We start from the raw sequence: 24,830 nt of genomic DNA on the forward strand, positions 1-24,830 counted from the left end.
TTCTATGTGGAAACCGAAATCGCTGCGCCTGCGCGTTCTGGGGCTGCTGGTGGTAAGCCTGGTGGCCTACGCCGTGGCAGCTTCCGTAGCCACTTCGGCCATACTGGAGCGCTGTGCCGAGGAAGGGGCTTTGAGCAAGGTCAAGGCAGACCTCAACCTGGCCGAAGCCTTCATAGATTCTCTTTACCCCGGCCCCTGGGAGAAAAAGGGGGACAAGCTTTACAAAGGAAATGTGCTGATGAATAACAACCACGTAGTCAACCGAATAACCGCCCTCACCGGCGACACCTGCACCATTTTTCTGGAAGATGTGCGGATAGCCACCACCGTCCCCGGACCTTCCGGCAAGCCGGCAGTGGGCACCAAGCTTTCCCCCGAGGTAGCCCAGGTGGTCCTGAACGAAGGAAAGGACTACTACGGTCCTGCCATCGTGGTGGGCAAGCCCTATCAAACCGCCTACCGGCCTTTGCGCAACTCCAAGGGTGAGATCGTGGGCATCCTTTACGTGGGCACCCCTCAGGCACAAATAAGGAGCATGGTCTACCGGCTTCTGACCAGCAAAGCCCTCCTGCTAGCAGGACTTCTGGTGGTCTTGGGCACGATCACCACCGTCACCTTTGCCCGCTGGTTTTCTCCCCTGGAAGAAATCTCTCAGGCTCTGCGCGCCGTGGCGCGGGGGGACTACAGTCAGCCCCTCGCTCCCAGCCGCTACACCGAGTTCGAAGGGATCATAGACGCAGTGGAGCGCATGCGTTGCGACATTAAGCAAACCTTCAATCGGCTTAACGACCTTTCCAACTTCGGCATGCGGGCCGCCGCTCTGGTGATGGAACCGGAGGCTATTGAGCTCTTGGTCCATTACCTCAAGAGGCTGAGGGTAGATGAGGTGATAGTGGTTCTCATCGATGAAAAAAGCGGCAAGGGGCAGGTGGTGGCCACCTATTCCTCCGCTACCGGCAGAACGGAGTACTTCGGCGAGCAGTGTCCCCATCATCCCACACCGGCCCTTAACGAGGTGAACCTCTGCTACGTGGTGCGCATCTTGGCTCCTTACTGCGTCGACGACGTAAACGAGGAACTGGGCTGCCGCTACGCCTGCAGCGTGAACCCAGAGGTGAAAAGCTATGTTTGTTACCCTATGGCTGTAGGAGGCCGTACTTTGGGCTGGGTGCGAGTAGGGAGCCGGCAGCCGCACTTCTTCGATGCCGAGACCAAACGGAGTATCGAAGGTTACGTATCCATCACCGCCGCCATGATTTCCAACCTGCGCCTGAGCGAGCTCAACCGTCGCCTGTCTCTGATAGATCCGCTCACCCAACTATACAACCGCCGCTTTCTGGAAGAGTACTTAGCCCATCTGGTGGTGGAAGCTCAGCGCCTGAACCGCCCCTTTAGCATCCTCTTCGTCGATGTGGACCAGTTTAAAAACGTCAATGACTTCTACGGACACGAAGTCGGGGATATCGCCTTGACTCTATTGGCCCAGACCATCAAGCAGACCCTACGCGATAACGACATAGTGGTGCGCTACGGAGGGGAGGAATTTATCGCCATCTTGCCCGGTACCGACCTGGAAGGAGCAGCGCAGGCGGCAGAGAAAGTACGTCGCGCCGTAGCTGAGACTCCTATATGCCTGGAGTCGGGGGAGAACATTTTCCTCACGGTCAGCATAGGGGTGGCTCAATACCGCATCGGTCTGAATCCGGAAGAGGTCATACAGCGCGCCGACGAAGCTATGTACCAGGCCAAACTTAAAGGGAAGAATTTAGTGGTGGCCTACCATGAGGGGGAGAATAGGTTCATAGTAAAAACCCCCAAGGATACCAACGACACCCCTCTTTCTCCTCACTAAGGGGAGAGGGCTAAATCCACTGCCTCTGAAGGAGAAGAGGCAGGTATAACCCCTGGGATACCGGGAAAAGAAAAGGCAAGCCCTATCACCTTCTTTCCCCGCTTCAGCGCCAGAGCCACCTCCGAGAGGGTGCCGTAACCGCCCCCCACGGCGATGAGGACATCGGCCGCACAGGCAATTACGGCGTTGCGCGCCTCACCCAGCCCGGTGGGCAAAGAGAAGGAAAGGTAGGGATTGCCTTCGCTCCGGCTTGTCCCCGGGAGGATACCGATTACTAGGCCTCCTTCCTCCCGGACTCCCCGGGCCACCTCGGCCATCACCCCTCCTCTCCCCCCACACAGGACCACTGCCTTTCGCCGGGCCAGCTCCTTACCTACTTCGTAAGCCAAGCTACCTATTTCCGGCGAGCACTCGCCCGAACCCACCACTGCCACGTAGCGCACCTTAAATTCGAACCCCCGAACCTTAGATGTTGGGCTCCAGCCAGGTCGCCGGGTGGGTTTCCCGGAAGTTGAGGTAAAAGGTGAGAATCTCCAACTTGATGGTAAGGTCGATGTTGCGCACTATCACATGAGGAGGGACTCGTACGGCCACCGAACCGAAAGTCAAGAGAGCCTCCACACCACTTCTCACTAGAATATCGGCCACTTCTTGGACCGCCTGCTGGGGCACGGCAATTATCCCGATGCGCACCCCGTGCTCCTTCACCACTTCGGGTATTTTTTCTACCGGGAGCACTTCCAAGTCCTGGATGCGCTTGCCGATTTTAAGCAGATCGTTATCGAAAACTCCCACGATGTGGAAGCCACGGTCGCGAAAACCCCGGTAGGCGCACAAAGCGGTACCAAGGTTACCCGCTCCTACCACCACTACCGGCCAGGGATGAGTGAGACCTAGGATGCGGTGGAGATAGTGAATGAGATCTTTAACATTATAGCCCACCCCGCGGGTGCCGAATTCGCCGAAGTAGGCCAGATCCTTCCTGACCTGCGCCGGGCTCACTCCCACGCCTTTGGCGATTTCCCCGGAAGATATGGTCGTGACCCCGTTTTTATCTAGTTGCTCCAAATAGCGGGAGTAAACCGAAAGTCGCCCGATGGTTGCTTCCGGAACGCGCAAGACTTTCAATCTTATTCCCCCTTACGCTTTCCAATCGTCCGTTTTACAAGGTGCTTGCTCTTTTTTCCTAGCTCATTGTGAGTACTTACGCTCTTTCATTATAAAAAAACTTTTTTTAGCTGTCAATGCTTTTTGAGAAAAAAGGCGCAATCCCCTTAAATCGACTTAAATTCCTGAATAACGACACGGGGATCGGGGGCAGCGAAAACCGCCGTGCCGGCCACCAGCACCGTAGCCCCCGCCTTCACCGCTAGAGATGCCGTTTGCCGGTTTACTCCTCCATCTACGGCAATCTCCACGGCCAGCCCTCGCTCTTCTATCCAGGAGCGCAGAAGGCTTATCTTGGGAAGAACGGCGGGTATGAAAGACTGCCCGCCGAAGCCGGGATTTACCGACATCACCAATACCAGGTCCACTAGGTTCAGCACATACTCTACCGCTTGTGGCGGAGTGGCGGGGTTGAGGGCCACGCCGGCACGGCAGCCGTTCTCTTTTATGACGGTAAGGGTGCGGTGCAGGTGCCGACAGGCTTCCACGTGCACCGTGATCAGGTCGGCGCCGGCATTCACGAAATCTTTGATGTACCTTTCCGGGGCTTCGATCATCAGGTGCACATCGAAAAGCAAGCGGGAGTGCGGGCGCAGGGCCGCTATGAGCGGCGGCCCAAAAGTTATGTTAGGAACGAAGTGTCCGTCCATGACGTCCAGATGAAGGTAATCGGCACCTGCCTCCTCTACCCGCTCTACATCGCGGCGAAGATGGGAAAAATCGGCCGAGAGAAGGGAAGGGGCCACCTTGATCAAGAGAACCTTCTCCTTTCCCGCTCTAGAATTTCGCTCAGGAAGACTAGATAGTGCTGGTAGCGGAAGCGGGGGATTTTCCCTTCGGCCACCGCCTCCCGTACCGCGCAACCGGGCTCGGCCTGGTGCAGGCAGTCGCTGAAACGACAACCGGTCCCAACCCGCGCGATTTCCGGAAAGTAAGCGGATAAAGAAGCCGGAGGAATGTCGGGGAGGTCGAGACTGGTGAAGCCGGGGGTGTCCACCACCAATCCTCCTATGTCCAGGGGCAGAAGCTCCACCAGGCGGGTGGTGTGGCGGCCGCGCCCGGTTTTGCGGCTGACTGGTGCCGTCTGCAGCTTGAGTCCAGGTTGGATGGCGTTGAGTAGGCTCGATTTGCCCACCCCTGAGGGACCGGCCAGCACCGTCACCCGCTGGGAGAGGTGCCGCTTCAACTCTTCCAGCCCCTGGCCCGTCTTAGCGCTTACGGTAAGGAAGACGAATCCGGCTTCCTCATAGGCCCGCCTCTCTTCCTGGTAGAGGCCAGGGGAAGCCAAGTCGAGCTTGTTGAAGCAGATGATCGGCTTTATCTTGGCGCTCTGGCTCAGTACCAGAAAACGATCGAGAAGCTTGAAGTTGGGATCGGGCTCGGTGAAGGCGAAGACCAGGAGGGCCTGTTCCACGTTGGCCACCGGAGGACGATAAAGCTCCGTCTTACGCGGCAGTACCTTCTCCAGCACCCCCCTCTCCTCGTCCAGCGGAGAAAACTCCACTAGGTCCCCTACCAGTATCTTTTCTTCGGCCAATTTTCCTCGGCGCAGAGCCGCCCATACCTTGCCCGTATTCGGGTCTCTTATGAAGGCGAATCCACCGTGAATGCGGATGATCTGCCCTACCAAGGGAAGTCTTGCTCCCCCCTTTACCTAAAGAGTTTGTTCCTTGACCAGATTACCGTCTACATAAACGCTGATCTTGGCCTTGCCGTAGTAAGTCACTGTTTGCCTTAGGTGCTCCCCGGGCTGGCACGTTCCCTGATAAGCCTCTACCGTCCCCCTAGTATCCTGTACCACTATCTTAACCTCGTGCGTCTTACCATCAGGAGGCAGTACCAAGTTAACCGTGGCCTGCCGGGGGACGGGGCCTGGGCCGTCGCTAACGGTGAGTTGGACCTTGTCCCCCCGGCGTAAGATGGTCCCAGGCGGAGGCTGCTGGTCGCAAACGTAACCCGGCAGGTACTCATTGCTGGAGGTGTGCAGCACCTGGTCGTCAACGGTGAAGCCCGCCGCCAGAAGCTTGTTTTTCGCCGCCTCGAAAGTCATCCCCCGCACATCGGGCACCGCCTGGGTGGGAACTTCCGGTCCCCGACTCAAAACCAGGTCCACCCGCGTGCCCTTAGGCCGGGAAACGCCCGGTAGAGGATTCTGATCCACCACCGTGCCCGTCGGCCGAGGGTCATAGGTCCACTGGGTCTGCCCCACCACGAACCCTTCGGCCTTCAGCACGGCTTCTGCCTCGGCCAAAGTCCGGTTGCGCACGTCAGGCACAGTGCGCATCTCCGGCCCCAGGCTCACGAGCAAGGTAATAAGCCGCCCTTTCTTCACCTTGGTGCCGGGGTCGACGTCCTGCTTTATAACCTTGCCCTTTTCTACTTCGCTGTTATGGGCCTCCTCTACTTGCACCCGCAGACCGAGATCGGTCAGCATCTGCTTGGCCACCTCTACCGGCTTGCCGCGCACATCGGGAACCGTCACCTCGGGCACGTTGGTGTAGTGCTTGAGCCACCACCAGCCCCCCATGAAGGCCAGGAAAAGAGCCAGCAGAGGCAACAAAAGGTAGTAAAGCCACTTAATAGAACGAGGGTTCTTTTTCAAGTTCAACGCCTCCAAATCCCGAGCCAGCGCGGCCGCCGAAGGATAGCGAGCGGCGGGATTCTTGGCCATGGCCCGGGCCACTATTCGCTCCAGCGCCGGCGGCACACGGGGATTGAGCTGCGACAGAGGGGGAGGCTGCTCCTCCACATGCTTGAGCGCTACCGCCACCGGGTTGTCCCCTGTAAAAGGAGGCCTGCCGGCCAGCATTTCGTAAATTACCGCTCCCAGGGAGTAGATGTCGGAGCGCGCATCTGCCGGTTCCCCGCGCGCCTGCTCCGGGGAGATGTATTCCACCGAGCCCAGGAAGGCACGGGTGGCAGCAATGGTGGTCCCCCTCAAAGTACGAGCGATGCCGAAGTCGGCCAGCTTGGCTTCCCCATCAGGGGTTATTAAGATGTTGTGGGGCTTGACGTCCCGATGGACTATTCCCCGTCGGTGCGCGTGTTCCAGCGCCGCGCAAATATCCCTAGCTATCTTGATGGCCCAAGGGATGGTGATCTTGCCTTCCTGTATGAGGGTCTTTAGATCCTTACCCTCAACGTACTCCATCACCAAATAGTGGGTGCCGTTATCCTCGCCCACATCGTAAAGGCTTACTATGTGCGGATGAGAGAGACTGGCCACCGCCAGTGCCTCCTGGCGGAAGCGCTGCACAAATTCGGGATCCCGGGCAAACTCCTCGCGCAAAACCTTCACCGTAACAGGGCGGTCGAGTACCAGGTCCCGCCCCTCATAAACTACTGCCATTCCCCCGCTACCGATTTCACGCACCAGCCGGTAGCGGTTGCCGAGCACCCGGTCAATCATCGATCCTCACCATCACCAGCGTTATGTTGTCCTCTCCTCCCCGCTCCAAGGCTTCGGCCAAAAGCTTTTCCCCTCCTGCCGCCAAGGACTTTGCTTCGCGTACCAAACGCAGAATCTCTTCCGGAGTCAGGTGGAGAGTGAGACCATCGGTACAGAGTAAAATAATATCTCCCCGCTCCAGGGCAAAGCTACCCGCGTCCACTTCTACCGCAGCTTCTATCCCCAAAGCCCGGCTCAGCACGTGCCGGTAAGGATGCCACTCTGCTTCTTCCGGAGAGATTTCCCCCTCCCGCAAAAGCTCAGCCACCAAGGTGTGGTCCTGAGTGAACTGAGTTACTTCTCCACCCCGCAACAGATAGCCTCGGCTATCTCCCACGTGGGCCCAAAGAAGCTCCTTTTCCTTAACGAGACATACGGTGAGCGTGGTGCCCATGCCCATACATTCAGGCCGGGCCAAGGAAGCACGATAAACGGCCTCGTTGGCCGCCTTGACCGCCGCTACCAGTCTCTCCAAAGAAACCTCTTTCTCTTCCTGCCAGAATTGGGCCACGGTAGATACCGCTAGCTGACTGGCTACATCGCCGGCCTGATGTCCCCCTAAGCCGTCGGCCACGGCGAAGAGCCCTTTATCCGGTAGAACCAAGTAAGCATCTTCATTTCGGGGTCGCACTAAACCTGGATCACTTTTGGCTACCCATTCCATTTCTCTCGGCCCCATTCGCCAATGATTCCTCTTTTTCGTAGCGATAGCGCAGCTGCCCGCACGCCGCCTCTATCTCCTCACCCAGGCTGCGCCTCACCGTCGCCGGAATGCCGTTCTCTTCCAAGAGGCGACGGAAGGCCTCTATCTTGGCGGGGGAAGGAGGGCGAAAGCGGCGCTCGTGCACCAAATTAAAGGGTATAAGATTGACGTGGCAAAGTAACCCTTTAAGTAGCTTGGCCAATTCCTTTGCCTCTTCTTGACTATCGTTAATGCCGGCTATCATGGTGTAAGCGAAGGTTATCCGGCGGTGGGTGGCCTCCACATACTCCCGGCAGGCGGCCAGGAGCTCTTTTAAGGGATAGCGGCGGTTTATGGGCAGAAGCCAGCTCCTCAGTTCGTCGCGGGGAGCGTGCAGGGAAACGGCCAGACCAAACTGCCGCTTGAGTTGGGCAAGCGCCCTTATTCCCGGTACTACCCCGCAGGTAGAAACGGTGATTTTGCGCGCCCCTATATTTAAACCCGCCGGGTGGGTGATGTTCTCCAAAAAGCAAAAAGTTGCTTCTTGGTTGTCAAAGGGCTCCCCCATGCCCATAAGAACCACATGGGTCACTCTTTCGCCCAGCTCGATCTGGGTGCGAAGAACCTGCTCGTAGATCTCTCCCGCGCTCAAGTTACGCTTGAGTCCTTTCGCGCCGGAAGCACAGAAGCGGCAGCCCATCCGACAACCTACTTGGGTGGAAACGCAGACAGTGCGGCCCCAGGGATGGCGCATAAAAACCGTCTCGATACCCGCCCCGTCGTGGGCCAGGTAGAGAAACTTTACCGTCCTCGCATCGCGGGAGCACTTCTTCACCCGCACAGTCAGACGGGTTATGGAAGCTACTTCCTCCAAGCGCTCGCGTAAGGTCTTGGGCAGGTTGGTCATTTCCTGAAAGGAGGTTACCCCTTTGACAAAAAGCCAGTCAATAAGCTGCTGGGCCCGGTATCGGGGCTCTTTCAGCTCTTCGGTCACCCAGCTTTCTATTTCCGGGAAGCGCAAGGATTTAAGGTCCAGTTTCAACCAGAACCACTTCCCTTTGGAAGTCGCGGGATAAGTCCCATGGCTTTAGTGTAGCATTGCGCCGTGAAAGAGGCAATTAACCTTTCACCCCTCCTTTTTACGGGAAAAGGGCTGGCAGGTAAGGGCCCAGCGAACCAGTCCCAGGACCACCAGGGCGGCCAGGTTTACCAGCTTCGCTTCTACCCCGGTGTTCTCGATGTCGCCTATGAGAAGCTTTCTTAGCGTAGCCGCGATGGCCACGTCTACAAAGACCGCCACCTGCACCCGCTCCCCGCCCAGGCAGCGGATCTCGGTGGCGATGAGCTCGGATATGGTCCACAAGATCAAAAGAGTGCCTAGAGCGTGCAGAAGCCCGTAGATCAGTTGGTCAGGGTTGACTAGGGCGTAGTAGATGTCCCGGAAAAAGATCCAGAAGGTAAGCCCCGCCACTACCACTAGGCTTATGCCTAAAAAGAGGTGCAGGAAGCGGTTGAAGAGGCGAAAAGCTCGGAAAAAGGAAACCGAAAAGCCGTCCACACTGCAAACGTCCCGGTTATTTTCCTCCATCCTCCCCCTCCTCGCCAAACTTGCGCAGGAACCAGCGGAAGACAAAAAAGGATACCACATAAAAAACACCCAGAAAAACAAAAAGGTATTTCAAAAGCAAAAAGATTTTGCCCTGCTCGCCGCTGAAGTGCAGGATGAGGGCCACCAGCAGGAAAAGAGAGGCGGCCACCAGTTTCAGCCACTGCCAGTTATCCTTCATGAGACCACCTCGTAAATGAGCGGTTTCGGAGGCGGAGGCTGGTTGCCGAGGGTGAAAGCCTGCGCCACCAGAGCCTTAGCCTCCTCTACTCCCTTCTCTCTCACGCGCAGCCGCGCCAGAGGCGCTCCTTCCTCCACCCAATCCCCCACTTTTGCCTCCAGGATCACCCCTACCGCTGGATCTATCGGATCTTCCTTGCGCTCCCGGCCTGCGCCCAAGATACGCGCTGCCTCGCCTATGGCTAGAGCGTCCACAGCCTCCACAAAGCCAGCGCTCGGGCTGGCGATCACCAGCTCTTCCGGAGCCTGGGGAAGAAGCGAGGGGTTTTCCACCGCCTCTACTTTTCCTCCCTGCGCCTTGACCCACTCCTTGAACTTCTCCCAAGCCCTTCCCTCCTCCCAGACACGCTTCAGCTTCTCGCGCGCCTCCTTCTCGCTTTCCGCCAGCCCGGCAAGCTCCATAAGTTGAGAGCCCAGGAAAAGGCAAAGCTCCACCAGGTCTTCAGGACCGTTACCTTGTAAGGTGGCTATGGCTTCTTCCACTTCCAGGGCATTCCCCACCGCCCGCCCCAGGGGCTTTTCCATATCGGAGATTACCGCCCGGACCTTTCTCCCCGCCCGCTTCCCTATGTCCACCATAAGCGAGGCTAACTCCCGGGCCATCTTCAGATCCTTGGCTAAAGCCCCTTTCCCCACCTTGACGTCGAGCACCAGGGCATCGGTGCGCAAAGCCAGCTTTTTGCTCATAACGCTGGCGGCTATTAAAGGCACGCTTTCCACCGTTGCCGTCACGTCACGCAAGGCGTAGAGTTTGCGGTCGGCGGGTACCAGGGCATAAGACTGGGAGGTGATGGCCACTCCTACTGCTTCTAGCTGGTTCAAGAAATCCTCAACGGTAAGCTCGGCGCGGAAACCGGGGATAGATTCCAGCTTATCGATGGTTCCTCCCGTGTGCCCCAGCCCGCGCCCCGACATTTTGGCCACTTTAAGCCCGGCAGCCGCCAGCCAGGGAGCCAGAACCAGGGTGGTTTTGTCCCCCACGCCGCCGGTGGAGTGCTTGTCTACCTTTATTCCCGGGATCCCACTGAGGTCGAGGAGCTGGCCCGTGCGTACCATGGCACCGGTTAGGTGTGCGGTTTCCTCTACATCGAGTCCTCGAAAGTAGACCGCCATGAGCCAGGCAGCCATTTGGTAGTCGGGAACCTCTCCCTCCAGGTAAGAGAAAACCAACCACTCCAGTTCCTCGGCGCTCAGCTTCTCTCCGTCGCGTTTACGCCGGATCAGCTCGTAGGCCCGCAAAGTCTCTCACCTCGCCTTTGCCAGGGTAGGAGGTCGGCAAAGCTCTTCCCCACCGGCCAAGAAAAACCGAAAAGGTTGGCTAAAGTGGCCGCCAGATCGGCAAAGGTCTCGCGCACCCCCAAGTTTACCCCCTGTCCAAGCTGTGATCCCCCCCACACCAGCAAAGGGACATACTCGCGCGAGTGATCGGTGCTGGGGGTGGTGGGGTCGCAACCGTGGTCGGCAGTGATGAAGAGGATTCCCTCTTCCGGTAAGGCCCCGGCCAAGCGAGGTAAGGCGGCGTCGAACTCCCGCAAGGCCCGGGCGAAGCCTTGAGGGTCATTGCGATGCCCGTAGAGAGTGTCGAAGTCCACCAAGTTGGTGAAGACCAGGCCCGGTGCCATGTTCTTCATCGCCTCGATGGTCACCTGTAAGTTCTCCTGGTTGTCTTTGGCCGGCAAGGAGCGGGTTATCCCTCTCCCGGCGAAGATGTCAGGTATTTTCCCTATCCCCACCACCTCGTAGCCCCGCTCCACCAGGGCGTCTAGCAAGGTGGGACGGGGCGGGGGGAGGGAGAAATCGTGGCGGCGCGGAGTACGGCGGAAGCTTCCCGGTTTCCCCGTGAAGGGGCGGGCGATTACCCGCGCCACCGCATGCTCACCGGTGAGGATCTCCCTAGCTATACGGCACATCTGGTAAAGTTCCTCTACTGGGATGACCTCTTCGTGGGCGGCTATCTGAAAAACGCTATCGGCCGAAGTATAGACTATAGGGTAGCCCGTCTCGAGGTGCAGCGGCCCGAGTTCTTCGATGATGGCCGTGCCGGAGGCGGGCTTGTTCCCTAAAACCTTACGCCCTATACGTTCCTCAAAAGCGCGGATGATTTCGGGAGGAAATCCCTGGGGATAGACGGGGAAAGGGCGTTCCAGTATAACCCCCATCAGTTCCCAGTGGCCGGTGGTGGTATCCTTGCCCGGCGAAGCCTCGGCCATCTTGCCGTAGGAGGCAAGCGGTTCCTCCACCGGGCTGACCCCCAAAATCTCCCCTATGTTCCCCAATCCCCAGGCCGTGAGATGGGGAAGGTCGAGCCCCCCTACCGCCCGTGCCAGATTGCCCAGGGTATCGCTTCCCTCGTCCCCGTAGCGGTGGGCGTCAGGTAAGGCTCCGATACCCACCCCGTCTAGCACTACCACTACTGCCCGCTCTATTCGCGTAAAACCATCCCCTTTTAAGACTTTATTTTCCGGGAGCGCGGGTGAGCCCGGCGGTACACCTCACGCACCCTGGTCGAAGTGAGATGAGTGTAAATCTGAGTGGTGCTGATAGAAACGTGACCCAAGAGCTCCTGGACTACCCGCAGGTCGGCCCCGTTCTCCAAAAGGTGGGTGGCAAAGGAATGGCGCAAAGTGTGGGGAGAAGGAGCCGAGCTCAGACCGGCTTGGCGAGCGTAGTCCTTTAAAAGCTTGAAGACCGCCTGCCGGGTGAGCCTTCCGCCCCGGCGGTTGACGAAGAGGGCAGAGGTGCGACGATCCTTTACCAGGCGGGGCCAGGCCTTCTCTAAGTACTCCTTAAGGTAATGCTGTGCTGTCCTCCCCACCGGCACCACCCGCTCCTTTCCCCCTTTGCCTAAAACGCGCACGTAGCCCGCCTCCAGGTTGAGGTGATCCACATCTAGCCCCACGAGCTCCGAGACCCGCATTCCCGTGGCGTAAGCCAGTTCCAGCAAAGCCCTATCCCTTAGCCCCTGAGGGGTGTTGGTCCGGGGAGCGGTGAGCAGGCGCTCCACTTCCTCCGGGCGCAGCACCTTGGGCAGCCGCTCGGGAATCTTGGGAGAGGAGAGCTCTTCTGCTGGATCCCAGGGCAGGTAGCCGGCCTGGGTCGCCAGGTAGGCGCAGAAAGACTTGAGGGCCGCCAAGCGCCGGGCCACCGTGGAAGCCAGGTATCCGGCAGCTTTAAGCTCGTAAAGGTAGCAGAGGCAGGCGTCGCGCAAAGAAGAGGGATCTAAGGGAAACTGGCGCCGGGCTACGAAAGCGCAAAAGTGCTTGAGGTCGGTGCGGTAGGCGGCTATGGTGTTGTCTGCCAAGCCCCGCTCCACCCGCAAAAACTCCAAAAACTCCTCCAGCCACTTCTCCAGCATTTCCTACCCTCCCGTTAGAGGGAAATTCGCCACCTCTAAGCCCTGCTCCTGCCAAGTTTCAGTGCCGGTAGTAATCCCGCAGCTTTTCCACCAACCGGTCGAGAAGGCCTGTCCGCTCTTCCAAGACAGTCGGCCCGGCTGTTGGGTAAGCCTTTTCCCGGAAGCTAGACCAAGTTCCTACTATCGCCAGCAGGACCAGAAGTAGGCCGAGCACAATCTTAGCCAGCTTCAGCCAGGCGGACCTGGGCCAGAAGCAAATAAACTTCATTCTCCCTACCCTCCCGCAAGCAAAAGCTTCACCAGCCAGGGAACCAGGTAAACTTCTATCAGCGCTGCTCCCACCGCGAAACACCCCCAGCATAACATGAGCCCAGTGTAGCGCCAGAACCAGGGCTCTACGGTAAAAGCAGGCGTTTTACCCTGGTGCTGGCGGAAGAAGGCCAAGGAGAAAGAAGTGGCGGCCGCTAGGAGTAAGGCCAGAAACAGAGGCAAATTGTGAGGAAGAAAGGCCGCCAGCAACACCTTGGTCCCTGGAAACTCGCTTTGTCGCAGAAGAAAGGCAGCGGTAAAGCCCCAGGCATACCCTTGCAGCATTAAAACCAGGACTACAAGCGGCGTAGTGTAGATGCTCAAACCCGCCAGGTAGCAAACCCCTAAGGGCAAAAGGTGGTAAAGGGCCACCTGCGGTAGCTTCGCCCCGCCTTTCTGTGCCGCCGTGAGTAGCTGGGCTGTGTACTGGGTTAGCTCCTGGATTTCCTGATTCTTTAGCTGCTCCGCCGCGCTCATGCCCCAAGCTGTCGCGGCCATTACCAGAAAAAAGGAAAAAAGCAACGGGAGCCAGAAGCGGCGGAGCAAAAGAAAGAACCAGGCCCGAGTGAACACCAAGTAGTAAACCACCGGCTGCCGCACCTTGATAACCCCCAACCCGCATCCCCCTCAGTTCCTTTTCAGGAAGAGATTACTCTCCAAGGAGGAAAATTATGAGAGGGAGAGGTGGACGGCCCACAATCCGGCTGCCCCGGCGGCTAAGAAAAACTCTCGGTCTTCTTCCAGACCCCTTCCCATGGTGGAAACCTGGATTTCCAGGGCTTCCAGGGCAGCCAAGGCCGGTGTGGCGTCCAGGGACACCACCCGGTGTTTGGCCGGTATTTCGGTTTCGCTTAACTGCTGCCATACTAGGGCCTCTTTGGGAGGGGGGAGCCAAGGGAGGGGCACCCAGCAGGGAGCCAGAGTGACCCGCTGCAGTACGGTCAAAGTGTGGTGGCTTACTCCCCGGTGCCGGGGGCGGGGATCGGCAAAGCTTAGGCGCAAAGGAACTATGGGCTTACCCTCTAGAGCCCAGGCAGCGTTAGCTATCTCCCCCTGCCCCACCGCCGTAGTTCCCAGGGGCGTCCCAGTACCCACAATGCCGGGGCCGATCCCGGCCACAATGATATCGGCCCGGGCCACGTGCTTGGCCGCCAGCAAGCCGCTGTGCAGAGTTACTGCCTCTAAATCGCCTCCAAAGGCATGTCCTACTGTGACGGTGGCCGCCAGCAGCCCCTTCTCCCGGAGCTCCACTACCGTCCGGGAAAGAGAGAGGGGTAAAGCGCCCCCGTCAGTCATGACATAGACCAGACGGAGCCGGCCCTTGCCCGCCCGCCAGATAGCGGCAGCCACCGGCGCCAGCTGGCTGTGCAGTTCTAAGGCCACCACCGGCGTGCCCTCAAGGCTTACAGCCTGGCGCATAACGTTATGGTGGGGGCTGTCCGGCTCTTCCACCGCCAGTACCTTTATCTGAGCCGGGGTATAGCGAAGCTTCATGATGTGCCCCGGCTCCGGCGGGTCCAAGATTACTTGGCGCAGGTTAGCCACCACGAAGTGGTAGCCACCGCTACCCAGCCCCTTAGCCACCGCCGTGGTGTTGAGCAGCACCGGATCCCCTACGGCCGCTTCTCCGGTGAAGCTTTCCAGGATTATGGCCTTCTCCTCTTTCCCCTCTACTTCCACCAGGACTTCTACCAAGTCAGCGCGCTTGTCCAGCACGCGCACCACTTTGCCTGGTCGCAGGCGCAGGCGGGCAGTTGATACCATTGTGCGCCAACTCCTTTTTTCCTTATACTTTTCTAGAAGTCCGAGTATCTTTTCGGGAGGAAAGAAGTTGCCCTTCGACGGCCTCACCCTCAACCGCATAGTACAGGAACTGAAGCGAGAGCTCGTGGGCGGCCGCATCGAGCGGATCTACCAGCCTACCGAGCTGGAGTTGCTATTTATCGTCCGCCTCCAGGGGAAAAAGCAAAACCTTTGGCTTTCGGCCCAGGCCAACGCCCCCCGCGTCCACCTTACCGCCCTCAAGGAGCGGCCGAGCTCCCGGTCGTCCGGTTTTCTAACTCTTTTGCGCCGCCACCTAGAAGGTGGGCGCATAGTCGCCCTAGAACAGCCCGGGCTGGAAAGAATCCTTCACCTCGATATTGCTAACTTCGACGAACTAAAACGCCCGGTCAACTACCGGCTGGTAGTAGAGATTATGGGCAAGCACAGCAATATTATCCTTCTGGATCCGGGAGAGGGCAAGATCCTGGACGGGATCAAGCGCTACAGCCACGCCCTGAGCCGCTACCGGGAAGTGCTACCCGGGCGCCCCTACCGCGCTCCTCAAACGGATAAACTCGACCCCCGCGGCTTGCCCGAGGAAGACTTTTTCGCCGCGACTCTAAGCTCCCTTCCCCCTGCCACCCCTTTGTCCAAAGCCCTCCAGCAGCGCTTCCAAGGGTTGGGGCTGGCCACCGCCCGGGAGGTGGTGCTGCGGGCCGGGCTGGAAGAAGAGCTACTTTTGGAAGAGTGCGGTCTTTATGAGCTCCGGAAGCTCTTTTTGGCCTTGAAAGAGCTGGTGACGGAGGTGACGGAGGGAAAGAGCTTGCCCACCCTGGCGCTGGAGGAAGGAAAGCCCATTGAGTTCTTCCCCTTCGTCCCCCTTTCCTTCCCCGGCCAGCGCGAGCACGGCAGTATGAACGAAGTGGTGGATCGCTTTTACACCCTGCGTAGTGAAGCCCAGCGCCTGGATCTGCTCCGGCAGCAACTGGCCCGGAAAATAGGAAGGCGCATAGAGCAGGCGGAAAAACGGCTGGGGGCTTTGAACACCCTCTTGGAGGAAAAGGACCCGGAAAAGTTTCGCCTCTGGGGAGAACTCATCCTGGCCAACCTGCACCGCTTGGCCCCTGGCATGGAAGAGGCGGTGCTAGAGAATTATCACGAGCCGGGTTCTCCGCCGGTGACCGTCCCGTTGTGTCCTTCTCTCACCCCGGTGGAGTGCGCCCAGCGCTACTTCGAGCTTTACCGCCGGACCAAAAAAGCTCGGGACACCGCTCAGGTGGAAAAAGAAAAGCTCGAAGAGGAACTGGCTTACCTAGCCTCGGTGGCCACGGCCCTCTCTCAAGCTGAAAAACTGGAAGAGCTGGAAGACATAGCTGCTGAGATAGAAGAAGAGGAGACGGGGCGGCCGACCTCCTCTCGTCTGGAAGCTCCGCATCCTCTGAAATTCGTCTCCCCCAGCGGCTTCACCGTCTGGGTGGGAAAGAACAACCGGCAGAACGAATACGTCACCTTCAAGCTAGCTTCCCCGGACGACCTTTGGCTTCACGCCCGCGGGGTGCCGGGCGCACACGTGGTGCTCAAGACCGGGGGGAAAGACCCCGCACCAGAAGACCTGCACTTTGCCGCCACCCTGGCCGCCTACTTTAGCCAGGCTCGACAGAGCGCCCAAGTACCGGTAGACTACACCCGACGGGCCAACGTTAGGCGTCCGGCCGGAAGCCGTCCCGGCCTGGTAACCTACACGCAAGAGCAAACCCTCTTCGTGAAGCCGGAGGAAGCCAAAAGTACCTTTAGCCGCCCTTAGGGGTGAAGATGTGCGGTGGAGGCTCGATCTTTTTCTTGTGACCGAAGTCGCCCAGTTTCAGCCCCACCTTAAGCTGAGTGGGGGCCTTCTTGCCTTTGGCCTCTACCTCCACCCGGGTTATGTACCGGGTAGAAGGGTCTACCCCTATCCGATAGCGGAAATCGGTAAACTGGGTAGCCAACTCAGGATGGCGCGGAACCGCGTGGGGGCACTCCAGCACCCAAAGCCCCTTTTCCTCCGGCCCGGCCCGTGCCCAGCGGGCGGTTGGAGGCGAGGCGAAGTCGAGCAAAACAAGGGGATCGAGCTCCGCCGTAAACACCCGGGTTTCCCCCAACCTCTCCCCAGGAAAGGCCAGCCACTTGGGACTGAAAGGGTCCTTGATGTAGGCGGTCTCCCCCACCCGGATGATCTCCACCGGGGCGTTGAAGAGCTTGCCTCGAACGTACACGCAGTCGGGTAGTGTCCTTAGCCCTTGAAGCTCGCTCAAAAGCCTCGTCCCCTGAGGGGTTAAAAGCTTGGTGCTCAAAGAGTAGGAGTACGAAGGAGCCTGCCGCGTCCGCTCCAAGGCCTGCTGCAGGAGGTCGGCTGGAGGAGGAAGGCGCAATTTCCCCCTCCCCTCTCCCAGGCGGTTTACCAGCAGCCCCACCAGAACCAGCAGCACCAAAACTAGAGATATCACCAGGATAAGCCTTTTGCGTTGCCAAAAAAACCAGCGCAATCCCGAAACCCCCTTCTTTTAAGAAGCTATGTCCTTTTTCCCGGCTTAAGAACAGGCTTGTGTGGTAAAATGTTGGGCGACGGAGGTGAAGGAATGGAGCTTAGGGAGATGCAGGAGGAAGTAGACCGGTGGATAACCCAGTTCGCCGAAGGCTACTGGCACCCTCTGAGCATCCTGGCTCGCCTCATCGAGGAAGTAGGGGAGTTGGCGCGAGAAATAAACCACCGGTTCGGCGAAAAGCCCAAAAAGGCAGACGAGCCCCCTGGAGACATAGCCCTGGAGCTGGGCGACATTCTCTTCATCCTACTCTGCTACGCCAATTTGCTCAATATAGACCTGGAGAAGGCTTTCCAGGCCACGATGGAGAAATATCGTCAGCGAGACCTTAACCGCTGGACCAAGCTTAAAGTCGAAGGAGAGGATTAGGCTTGCCGATAATCGCTCCTTTGCGCGGCTGGCGCTACCACAACTTCCCCCTCCCCTTAGTCATCTCGCCCCCTTATGACGTGGTGGACGAGCACAAAGTCCGGGAACTGCGTTCCCGCCACCCCTACAACATCATCCACCTGGAGGAAAGCCGGGAGGGCAAAGGTCCTGAAGCCTACGCTGCCGCCGCCCTCCTTTGGCAGAGGTGGCGACAAGAGGGGGTTCTGAGACCAGAAAGCTCCCCAGCCCTTTACTTTCATTCCCACACCTTCCACTGGCAAGAAAAGCTCTACACCCGACGCGGCTTTTTCTGCTTGCTTAAGCTTGAACCCTACGGCCGAGGGATCTTGCCCCACGAGGAGACGCTAGCCCGCGCCCGCTCTGATCGGTGGGAGCTCCTCCGAGCCTGCCGGGCCCACTTCTCCCCCATCTTCGGCCTTTACCTGGGCGGGGAAGAAGAGACCGAGGCTCTCTGGCGGGAAATTACAAAGCTCCCCGCCGACCTCGACTTTTCCGACCCCGAGGGACAGGGACATAAGCTCTGGGTGGTTAAGGAAAAAAGCTTGATCGAAGAAGCCCAGGCCCTCCTGGCCAGCCGGGTGATCCTGCTGGCCGATGGGCACCACCGTTTCGAGACTGCCCTCCGCTACCAGGAGCTCTTTCAGGAAGAGGGGAATCACGACTGGATCCTGGCCTATCTCGCCTCCGCCCGGGATCCGGGAATCGTCGTCCTTCCCACCCACAGGCTGCTTCGCCTGCCCCTCAAGGACAAGTTGCAGAAGCTACTGGCCAGGGCGGAAGAGACTTTCTTCGTCGTGAGGCGGGTTCCCGTCTCCTCTCTCCTTCACCCCCTACCTGCCGAAACCATAGGACTTTACGCCGGCAGGGAAGAAGCCTTCCTCTTCTCCCTGCGCCCGGGAGTGGACCCGGTACGAGTCCTGCCGGGAGAACATCCCCCTGCCTGGAAGCGGCTAGCGGTAACGGTGCTGCACCGCCTCTTGCTTGAAAGGAGTTGGGAGCTGTCTTGGAAAGAGGAAGACATGGGCTATACCCACGAGGCGGCAGAAGCCCTGGCTAGGGTGGATCGGGGAGAGTACGAGGTCGCCTTTCTACTTCCCCCACCGAGCGTGGAGGAGATAGCGGCCGTGGCCACCAGCGGAGCCAAGATGCCCCAAAAGTCCACCTACTTTTACCCCAAAGTGCCAGCCGGGCTGGTGATCTTTTCGCTGGATAACGGGTAACCGGCTGTGGTATAAACTTTTTGAGGCATATGTTCTAAACTCGAAGAGGAGGTCGACCCCCGTGAGCGACGACAAGAAAGAAAGGTGCGCCGAGGAAGGCAAGACTTGCTCCTCCTGCGCCGAAAGAGGCACCTGCGAGCATGCCAAAGACAAGCCTGCCTTTGATCCCCCTCACCCCCTTTCCAAGATCAAGCACGTCATCGCCATAATGAGCGGTAAGGGGGGAGTGGGGAAGTCCACGGTGACTGCCCTGCTGGCCGTGGCGCTCACCCGCGACGGTAACCAGGTAGGCATCCTCGATGCCGACGTGACCGGGCCCAGCATACCCAAACTCTTCGGGCTCAAAGGCAAGCCCGAGGCCTCGGAGTTGGGGATCTTCGCTCCCCGTACCAACCTCCTGGGCATCCGGGCCATATCCATGAACCTCTTCCTGGAGCGGGAAGATGAGCCGGTGATCTGGCGGGGCCCCATCATCTCCAACGTGATCCGTCAGTTCTGGACCGAGGTCATATGGGGCGATCTCGACTACCTGCTGGTGGACCTGCCCCCGGGGACGGGAGACGCACCGCTCACCGTGATGCAATCTTTGCCTTTAGACGGGGTGATCATCGTCTCCTCCCCGCAGGAGCTGGCAGTGATGGTGGTGAAAAAGGCTATTCGCATGGCCGAAATCGTCAACATCCCCATCTTAGGCCTCATAGAAAACATGGCCTACGCCGTCTGCCCGCACTGCGGCCAGAAATTCTTCCCCTTCGGGGAGCCCAAGGGAGAAAAGGTGGCTGCAGAGGTAGGCATACCCTTCCTGGGTTATCTGCCCATAAACCCGGAGCTCTCACAGCTGGGAGATGAAGGAAAGATCGAGGAAATAGAGCATACAGGCCTAGGAGAGGTTCCCAAGATCCTAAGCGAGCAACTCTCCCGTTACTCGCGCACCGCCCAACTCCTCTTCAGGAGCCACCAGCCACAGTAAAAAACTTAAGGGCCGCCTTTGAACCAGGGGCGGCCTTTAAAATTTCTCCCTTTCTTCTTTGAGTTCCGCCCAGCTGAAAACCGGGCCGGAGAGGCAGACGAACTTCGCCCCCAGGTTGCAGCGCCCGCATTTTCCTATCCCGCACTTCATGCGCATCTCCAAGGTGGTATAAATGTGCTGTGGTAAAAAGCCCCGCTCTTCCAGGCGGGCTATCGTCTTTTCGATCATTATGGGAGGTCCGCAAAGCACGGCGTACTTTCCCTCGGGGGAAGGATTGATCTCGGCCACGTAGTCGGGAACGAAACCCACATGCCCTTCCCACCCCTCCTCGGGGCAGTCTACGGTTAGATAAACTTGGGTGTCAGGAGCCTGGGGCCACAGGGAAAAGATTTCTTCCCGGAAGCAGAACTGACGCGAGGAACGAGCGCCGTAAACGATCTGCAGCCGGCCGTACTCTTTCCGCCGAGCCAGTACATAGTTTACCAGCGAGCGCAGCGGGGCCATTCCTATTCCCCCGCCGATCACCAAAAGATCGTGACCCCGGAAGAGCTCGCAAGGGAAGCCCCGTCCGAAAGGCCCCCTTATCCCTACTTTGGCCCCCGGCTCCAGCTGATGCAGGGCGGTGGTGACCTTGCCCATGCGCCGGATGCTGAACTCCAGCCACCCCTGCCCCAGCGGAGCGGACGATAAAGAGAAAGCCGCCTCCCCCACGCCGAAGAGGGAAAGCAGGGCTATCTGCCCCGGTAGGTACTGCCAGGCGCTCGCCACTTCCGGGTCATCGAAAGCCAGGCGAAAGGTCTTTATGTCCTCCGTTTCCTCCCTCACTTCTAAAAGAGTGGCGAGATGAGGGAGGTAAGGGTTAGAAGCCACTCGAACCCCTCCTCCTTACCTCGACCATGACTTCCCTTATGTCGATGTTCACCGGACAGAAAACCACGCAGCGCCCGCAGCCCACGCACCCCTCCACCCCGTAGCGCTCGTAGTGGTAGAGGAGCTTGTGGTAGAAGCGGTTGCGCAGGCGAGCGGAAAGGGAAGCCCTTGGGTTATGGCCGCTGGTGTGTAAAGTAAACTCCTTAAAAAGGCAGGTGTCCCAGCAGCGCAGCCTTTCTCCCTCTTCTTCTCCCCGGTCGAAGATATCGAAACAGTGGCAGGTGGGACAGAGAAAGGTGCAGATACCGCACCCCAGGCAGCGCCAGGCCAGCTCCTCCCAGTAAGGGTCATGGTAAAGGGAAGGGAGCTTCTCTTTCACCCCCGTGAGCTGGGGAGGAGCTACGAACTTGGCCAGCAGGCTGGCTTCCTTACTCTGCTTGGCCTCCAGCGCCCCTGCCGTTTCCCCGGCGAAAAAGGAGGCATAATCTTGCACCAGCTTTTTGCCTCTGGGTGTGAGTACCTCTACCAGGTAAAACTTGCCTAAAAGAGTGAAGTGCAGGTCCGCCCCCTCGCTGGTGGTCGGCGAGTAGCCGTAGGTGACGCAGAAACACCCTGGCCCCACTTCCGGGCAGCTTATTCCCAAAAGCAAGGTATTTTCCCTCCTGGCGGCATAATAGGGATCGGGCGGAGAAGCTAGAAACACGGCGTCCAGAGCCTTGAGGCTTTGCAGATCGCAGGGGCGCAAACCGAAAAGGATAAGCGGCCGGGGATCTTGCTCAGCAGAAAAAACTTCCCACTTCTCCCCTTCCCGGCGGTAGCGTAAGAGAGGTTCCGTAGGCGGGAAGAAAAAGATCTTGGGCGGTACCCGGCTCGGCCTGGGACCCAGGTAAACTTGGCTCGGATCCTCCAGAAGGCGAAAGTACACCTCCCCTTCTTCCTCCACAGGTGCCGCCAGGAGGAAGCTTTGCCGCAAGGCGCTGAGAAAAAGAGGCAACTTTTCCTGGGTGATTACGCGGTAATCCAAAATAAAGTTCCCCCTCCTCAGTGGGGCTCAGGATCGTCCGGACTGTAGCTCGCCAGTATTCCCGGCTCTACTCCGGGAAGGCTCTGGATCTCTTTGGCCAGTTTTTTCACCAGGAGCATGAGCGGGATCTTCACCGGGCATACCCGCTCGCACTCGCCGCACTCGCCGCAGCGCCCCGCCACGTGCAGGGCCCTGGTCAAGTGGTACTGGTAGATTTCGGGCAGCCAGTGGGCCTTGCTCATCCAGTCAACCGTCCTCTGCCAACCGGGCAAGGGCGGGTCAAAACAGCATTCGTGGCAGGAGCAGGCGGGGCAGACCTCCCGGCAGGCGTAGCAGCGAATACAACGCTTGAAGACTCGGTCCCAAAATTCCCTCCGCTCCTCCGCCGGCCTCTCCTCCAAGTAAGAAACTCCAGCGTAAGGATCCACTTCTAAGGACGGGAGAGAAGTAGAAAATTCAAGCCGGATGTCCTCCGGTTCGAGGTCCTCGTCCTTTTGCGGACAACTGAAGCAGCGCGGGTAGAGATAGAGCTGCTTGGCCAAAACCTTTTCCTCCTCCCCCACCCGCACCACGTACTCCTTGCCTCGATCAGCGATAAACTCCAGGGGTTGGCCTGAAAACTCCTTCTGGAGCTTAGCCGGATCGAGCAGCCCCCCGCAGGGAGCTACTACCAGCCTTATTTTCTTCCGCTCCAGGTTCCGGTCGGCCAGCAGTTGCCGGAAAGAAGGAAGCTCGCATTTCTTCACCACTACGGCCACCCGTCTTCCCTCAAAGCGCAGAAGGTACTTCACCAGGTTGGGAAGACAAAGGGGATTAAAGATGAACGCTTCCACCTGTTCCGGCCTGGTGGCGAAACAAGGACGCACTACCAGGGGCAAAGTTCCCCAGGAGTAGCCTAGGAAGAGTTCCACCTCTCCTTCTCGCAGCAGGCGGTAAGCCAGTTCTCGCAAAGCCTCGGTCAGCCCACGCAAATATCTTTCACCTCTTGAAAGAGCCGGTTGGGGCCGAGGATTCTAACCTTATCCACCATTTCTTTTATCGTCTCGGCGAACTTGGCTCCCTCGGCTCCCGATATCCAGTGCACCTGGAAGCGGGCGGGCTCCATTCCCACGAACTCTAAAAGCCTTTGCAAAACCCAGAGCCGCCGGCGGGCGTAATAGTTGCCCTTTACATAGTGGCAGTCCCCCAAGTGGCAGCCAGCCACCAGCACCCCATCGGCCCCTTCGGCGAAAGCCCGCAGGACAAACTGGGGGTTTACCCGGCTGGAGCAGGGCACACGGATGATGCGCACGTTGGGAGGATAGGAGAAACGGCTTACCCCTGCCAGATCGGCTGCGGCGTAACTGCACCAGTGGCAGAGAAAAGCGACGATCTTGGGCTCCCACTCTTTTACCGACACAAGGCCTCAACCTCCGCCAAAATTTGCTCGTTGCTAAACCCTTTGAGTTCCATGGCTCCGGGCCGGCAGGCTACCGTGCAAGAGCCGCACCCTTGACAGAGCTCCTCCTTCACCCGCGCCCGTCTCCGTCCTCCCTCGGTGACCACTTCGATGGCCTGGTAAGGGCAGACGACCTGGCAGTGCAGGCAACCGGTACACAGGGCCTGGTTGACCCAGGCTACCAGGGGGCTTACCTCTATCTCCTCACGCAGGAGTAGGCCCACAGCCTTGGCTGCCGCCGCGCTGGCCTGGGAAACGGTGTCGGGGATGTCCTTGGGTCCCTGGCAGGCACCGGCTAAGAAAATGCCCGCCGTATGGGTCTCCACCGGCCGAAGCTTGGGATGCGCCTCCTGGAAAAATCCATCCTTATCTGTGGATATCCCCAGGGTGCGCGCCAATTCCTCCGCTCCCCTGGCCGGTACCACGCCGGTTGCTAGCACCACCAGATCGGCCGCTATCGTTACCGGCTCACCCAGAAGCGTGTCAGCTCCTTTAACGATGAGCTTATCTCCCTCCTGGTATATCTTGGAGACGCGCCCCCGTAAGTAGATCACCCCTTCGTCCTGCACCCGCCGGTAAAACTCTTCGTACCCTTTGCCGAAGGTACGGATGTCGATATAGAAAACGTAGACCTTGGCTTCCGGTAGGCGCTCCTTGACTTGATGAGCGTGCTTGGCCGTGTACATGCAGCAAATTCGAGAGCAGTACTCCCGGCCCTTGAGTTCATCCCGTGAGCCCACGCAGTGCACAAAGACCACCGTGCGGGGCTCCCTCCCGTCCGAGGGGCGGACGATGCGCCCCCCTGTCGGTCCGGAAGCATTGACCAGCCTTTCGAAAGCCAGACCGGTTATGACATCGGGGTAGCGGCCATAGCCGTACTCCCCGTAGGCTTTCTCCCAGGGGAAAAGATCAAAGCCGGTGGCCACGATAATGGCCCCCACTTCTTCCTCGTGCAAAGAGTCCTGCTGGGTGTAGTCTATGGCCCCTGCCGGGCAAACCTTCTGGCAGACGCCGCACTTCCCTTTAGTAAGCTGCCGGCAGTGGCGAGCGTCTATTACCGGCTTGCTGGGCACCGCCTGCGGGAAGGGAAGGTAGATGGCCGGTCGGGTACTGAGCCTAAAATTGAGTTCGTCCGGCACCTTTACCGGGCACTTTTCCCAGCAGGTGCCACAGCCCGTGCACTTGGTATGATCGACGTAGCGGGCTTTTTGTCTTATGGTGACCCGGTAATTGCCCAGGCTCCCCTCCACCTTCTCCACTTCGGCGTAGGTGTAAAGCCGGATGAGGGGATGCTTGGCCACTGCTGCCATCTTGGGCGTGCTTATGCAGGCCGAGCAATCTAAGGTGGGAAAGGTCTTGTCCAAAAGCACCATCTTTCCCCCCAGGCTCGGCTCCCTTTCCACCAGCACCACCTCTATGCCGGCGTCGGCCACATCCAAAGCCGCCTGAATCCCGGCGATCCCCCCACCTATCACCAGGCAGCGCCGGGTGATCTTCACGCGTCCCGGGTGAAGGGGGGTAAGCCTTAACGCTTTGGCCACCGCCCGCCGGATGAGGCTTAGAGCCTTGGCCTGGGCCAGCTCCTTCTCGCCGGCGTGAACCCAGGAGCAGTGCTCGCGCAGGTTGGTCATCTCCAGAAGGTAAGGGTTGAGCCCCGCCCGCGCCAGCACCTCGCGAAAAGTGTCTTCGTGCAGCCGGGGGGAGCAGGCGGCCACCACCACCCGGTCCAGTCGGTGCTCCTTTATGGCCTCGGCTATGAGCTTCTGGCCGGGATCGGAGCACATGTACTGGTAGTCGGTGGCGTAAACCACCCCGGGAAATGTCGCTGCCGCCCGAGCCAGAGCCGGGCAGTCCAGCACCCCCCCGATGTTAGAGCCGCACCAGCAAACAAATACCCCTACCCTCGGCACTGCTTC

At 59.0% G+C, this 24,830-nt stretch carries 26 protein-coding genes; 5 read left to right on the forward strand and 21 right to left on the reverse strand.

Going from position 1 to position 24,830, the window contains the following annotated elements; translation table 11 throughout:
- Positions 1–4: 4 nt before the first annotated feature.
- Positions 5–1,852 (forward strand): diguanylate cyclase, encoded by a 1,848-nt coding sequence (locus DXX99_RS03710; protein WP_115792172.1) that lies wholly within the window; start codon positions 5–7, stop codon positions 1,850–1,852.
- On the opposite strand, the gene DXX99_RS03715 is transcribed toward DXX99_RS03710, so the two are convergent.
- From DXX99_RS03715 to DXX99_RS03785, 15 genes are all read right to left on the reverse strand, one after another.
- A complete protein-coding gene (locus DXX99_RS03715; RefSeq protein WP_115792173.1) occupies positions 1,849–2,295 on the reverse strand; it encodes a TIGR00725 family protein in 447 nt (148 codons plus the stop codon). The genes DXX99_RS03710 and DXX99_RS03715 overlap by 4 nt on opposite strands.
- Before the next feature lie 22 nt (positions 2,296–2,317).
- Positions 2,318–2,980, reverse strand: coding sequence for a redox-sensing transcriptional repressor Rex (locus DXX99_RS03720; RefSeq protein ID WP_115792174.1), 663 nt, complete (start codon positions 2,978–2,980; stop codon positions 2,318–2,320).
- A gap of 146 nt (positions 2,981–3,126) precedes the next feature.
- The gene (gene rpe / locus DXX99_RS03725; RefSeq protein WP_240610815.1) at positions 3,127–3,771 is read right to left on the reverse strand and encodes a ribulose-phosphate 3-epimerase; all 645 of its coding nucleotides are present in this window, start codon (positions 3,769–3,771) and stop codon (positions 3,127–3,129) included.
- Entirely contained in the window at positions 3,771–4,649 is an 879-nt protein-coding gene (gene rsgA / locus DXX99_RS03730) for a ribosome small subunit-dependent GTPase A (protein ID WP_115792176.1), read from the reverse strand. The genes rpe and rsgA overlap by 1 nt, the downstream gene beginning before the upstream one ends.
- A gap of 24 nt (positions 4,650–4,673) precedes the next feature.
- Positions 4,674–6,428, reverse strand: a complete 1,755-nt coding sequence (locus DXX99_RS03735) for a protein kinase domain-containing protein (protein ID WP_115792177.1) — start codon at positions 6,426–6,428, stop codon at positions 4,674–4,676.
- Positions 6,421–7,131 carry a Stp1/IreP family PP2C-type Ser/Thr phosphatase gene (locus DXX99_RS03740; protein ID WP_165847702.1) on the reverse strand — a complete coding sequence of 237 codons (711 nt, stop codon included), beginning with the start codon at positions 7,129–7,131 and terminating at the stop codon, positions 6,421–6,423. The genes DXX99_RS03735 and DXX99_RS03740 overlap by 8 nt, the downstream gene beginning before the upstream one ends.
- Complete coding sequence (rlmN, locus tag DXX99_RS03745; RefSeq protein ID WP_115792179.1) at positions 7,109–8,191, reverse strand: dual-specificity RNA methyltransferase RlmN; 1,083 nt, start codon at positions 8,189–8,191, stop codon at positions 7,109–7,111. The genes DXX99_RS03740 and rlmN overlap by 23 nt, the downstream gene beginning before the upstream one ends.
- Positions 8,192–8,275: 84 nt before the next feature.
- Positions 8,276–8,737: a phosphate-starvation-inducible PsiE family protein gene (locus tag DXX99_RS03750; protein ID WP_165847703.1), complete on the reverse strand. Its 462-nt coding sequence runs from the start codon at positions 8,735–8,737 to the stop codon at positions 8,276–8,278.
- Complete coding sequence (locus DXX99_RS11480) at positions 8,724–8,936, reverse strand: hypothetical protein (RefSeq protein ID WP_115792181.1); 213 nt, start codon at positions 8,934–8,936, stop codon at positions 8,724–8,726. Before DXX99_RS11480 ends, DXX99_RS03750 begins: the two co-directional genes overlap by 14 nt.
- A complete protein-coding gene (locus DXX99_RS03760; protein WP_115792182.1) occupies positions 8,933–10,234 on the reverse strand; it encodes a thymidine phosphorylase in 1,302 nt (433 codons plus the stop codon). The genes DXX99_RS11480 and DXX99_RS03760 overlap by 4 nt, the downstream gene beginning before the upstream one ends.
- A complete protein-coding gene (locus DXX99_RS03765; RefSeq protein ID WP_165847711.1) occupies positions 10,216–11,421 on the reverse strand; it encodes a phosphopentomutase in 1,206 nt (401 codons plus the stop codon). The genes DXX99_RS03760 and DXX99_RS03765 overlap by 19 nt, the downstream gene beginning before the upstream one ends.
- Positions 11,422–11,441: 20 nt before the next feature.
- Complete coding sequence (gene xerD, locus DXX99_RS03770; protein WP_205664627.1) at positions 11,442–12,350, reverse strand: site-specific tyrosine recombinase XerD; 909 nt, start codon at positions 12,348–12,350, stop codon at positions 11,442–11,444.
- Between the two features lie 58 nt (positions 12,351–12,408).
- Complete coding sequence (locus DXX99_RS03775; RefSeq protein ID WP_115792184.1) at positions 12,409–12,618, reverse strand: hypothetical protein; 210 nt, start codon at positions 12,616–12,618, stop codon at positions 12,409–12,411.
- 5 nt (positions 12,619–12,623) lie between these two features.
- Positions 12,624–13,274 carry a stage II sporulation protein M gene (locus DXX99_RS03780; RefSeq protein ID WP_115792185.1) on the reverse strand — a complete coding sequence of 217 codons (651 nt, stop codon included), beginning with the start codon at positions 13,272–13,274 and terminating at the stop codon, positions 12,624–12,626.
- 54 nt (positions 13,275–13,328) lie between these two features.
- Positions 13,329–14,423 carry a DUF3866 family protein gene (locus tag DXX99_RS03785; RefSeq protein ID WP_115792301.1) on the reverse strand — a complete coding sequence of 365 codons (1,095 nt, stop codon included), beginning with the start codon at positions 14,421–14,423 and terminating at the stop codon, positions 13,329–13,331.
- Positions 14,424–14,490: 67 nt separating this feature from the next.
- Here DXX99_RS03785 and DXX99_RS03790 point away from each other — a divergent pair, with 67 nt between their 5' ends.
- Positions 14,491–16,227: an Rqc2 family fibronectin-binding protein gene (locus DXX99_RS03790; RefSeq protein ID WP_165847704.1), complete on the forward strand. Its 1,737-nt coding sequence runs from the start codon at positions 14,491–14,493 to the stop codon at positions 16,225–16,227.
- On the opposite strand, the gene DXX99_RS03795 is transcribed toward DXX99_RS03790, so the two are convergent.
- The gene (locus DXX99_RS03795) at positions 16,214–16,945 is read right to left on the reverse strand and encodes a LolA-like protein (RefSeq protein WP_115792187.1); all 732 of its coding nucleotides are present in this window, start codon (positions 16,943–16,945) and stop codon (positions 16,214–16,216) included. The two genes, DXX99_RS03790 and DXX99_RS03795, sit on opposite strands and share 14 nt — an antisense overlap.
- Before the next feature lie 93 nt (positions 16,946–17,038).
- On the opposite strand from DXX99_RS03795, the gene DXX99_RS03800 reads away from it, so the two are divergent.
- The 3 genes from DXX99_RS03800 to DXX99_RS03810 all read left to right on the forward strand — a co-directional run bounded on the left by DXX99_RS03800 (position 17,039) and on the right by DXX99_RS03810 (position 19,582).
- Positions 17,039–17,371 carry a nucleotide pyrophosphohydrolase gene (locus tag DXX99_RS03800; protein ID WP_115792188.1) on the forward strand — a complete coding sequence of 111 codons (333 nt, stop codon included), beginning with the start codon at positions 17,039–17,041 and terminating at the stop codon, positions 17,369–17,371.
- Between the two features lie 2 nt (positions 17,372–17,373).
- Positions 17,374–18,612 (forward strand): DUF1015 domain-containing protein, encoded by a 1,239-nt coding sequence (locus DXX99_RS03805; RefSeq protein WP_115792189.1) that lies wholly within the window; start codon positions 17,374–17,376, stop codon positions 18,610–18,612.
- A 61-nt stretch (positions 18,613–18,673) separates the two neighbouring features.
- Positions 18,674–19,582, forward strand: coding sequence for an Mrp/NBP35 family ATP-binding protein (locus DXX99_RS03810; RefSeq protein WP_115792190.1), 909 nt, complete (start codon positions 18,674–18,676; stop codon positions 19,580–19,582).
- 36 nt (positions 19,583–19,618) lie between these two features.
- On the opposite strand, the gene DXX99_RS03815 is transcribed toward DXX99_RS03810, so the two are convergent.
- From DXX99_RS03815 to DXX99_RS03835, 5 genes are read right to left on the reverse strand one after another with little or no spacing between them, the layout of a single operon-like run.
- Positions 19,619–20,452, reverse strand: coding sequence for an FAD/NAD(P)-binding protein (locus DXX99_RS03815; RefSeq protein WP_115792191.1), 834 nt, complete (start codon positions 20,450–20,452; stop codon positions 19,619–19,621).
- A complete protein-coding gene (locus DXX99_RS03820; RefSeq protein ID WP_205664628.1) occupies positions 20,442–21,476 on the reverse strand; it encodes a 4Fe-4S dicluster domain-containing protein in 1,035 nt (344 codons plus the stop codon). Before DXX99_RS03820 ends, DXX99_RS03815 begins: the two co-directional genes overlap by 11 nt.
- 17 nt (positions 21,477–21,493) lie before the next feature.
- On the reverse strand, positions 21,494–22,447 hold the full coding sequence (locus DXX99_RS03825) for a 4Fe-4S dicluster domain-containing protein (protein ID WP_115792193.1): 954 nt from the start codon (positions 22,445–22,447) through the stop codon (positions 21,494–21,496).
- The gene (locus tag DXX99_RS03830; protein WP_115792194.1) at positions 22,435–22,875 is read right to left on the reverse strand and encodes a hydrogenase iron-sulfur subunit; all 441 of its coding nucleotides are present in this window, start codon (positions 22,873–22,875) and stop codon (positions 22,435–22,437) included. Before DXX99_RS03830 ends, DXX99_RS03825 begins: the two co-directional genes overlap by 13 nt.
- Positions 22,866–24,824, reverse strand: a complete 1,959-nt coding sequence (locus tag DXX99_RS03835) for a CoB--CoM heterodisulfide reductase iron-sulfur subunit A family protein (protein ID WP_115792195.1) — start codon at positions 24,822–24,824, stop codon at positions 22,866–22,868. Before DXX99_RS03835 ends, DXX99_RS03830 begins: the two co-directional genes overlap by 10 nt.
- Between the last annotated feature and the right edge of the window lie 6 nt (positions 24,825–24,830).

Source organism: Ammonifex thiophilus, from assembly GCF_003368535.1.
Taxonomy (GTDB): domain Bacteria; phylum Bacillota; class Desulfotomaculia; order Desulfotomaculales; family Ammonificaceae; genus Ammonifex; species Ammonifex thiophilus.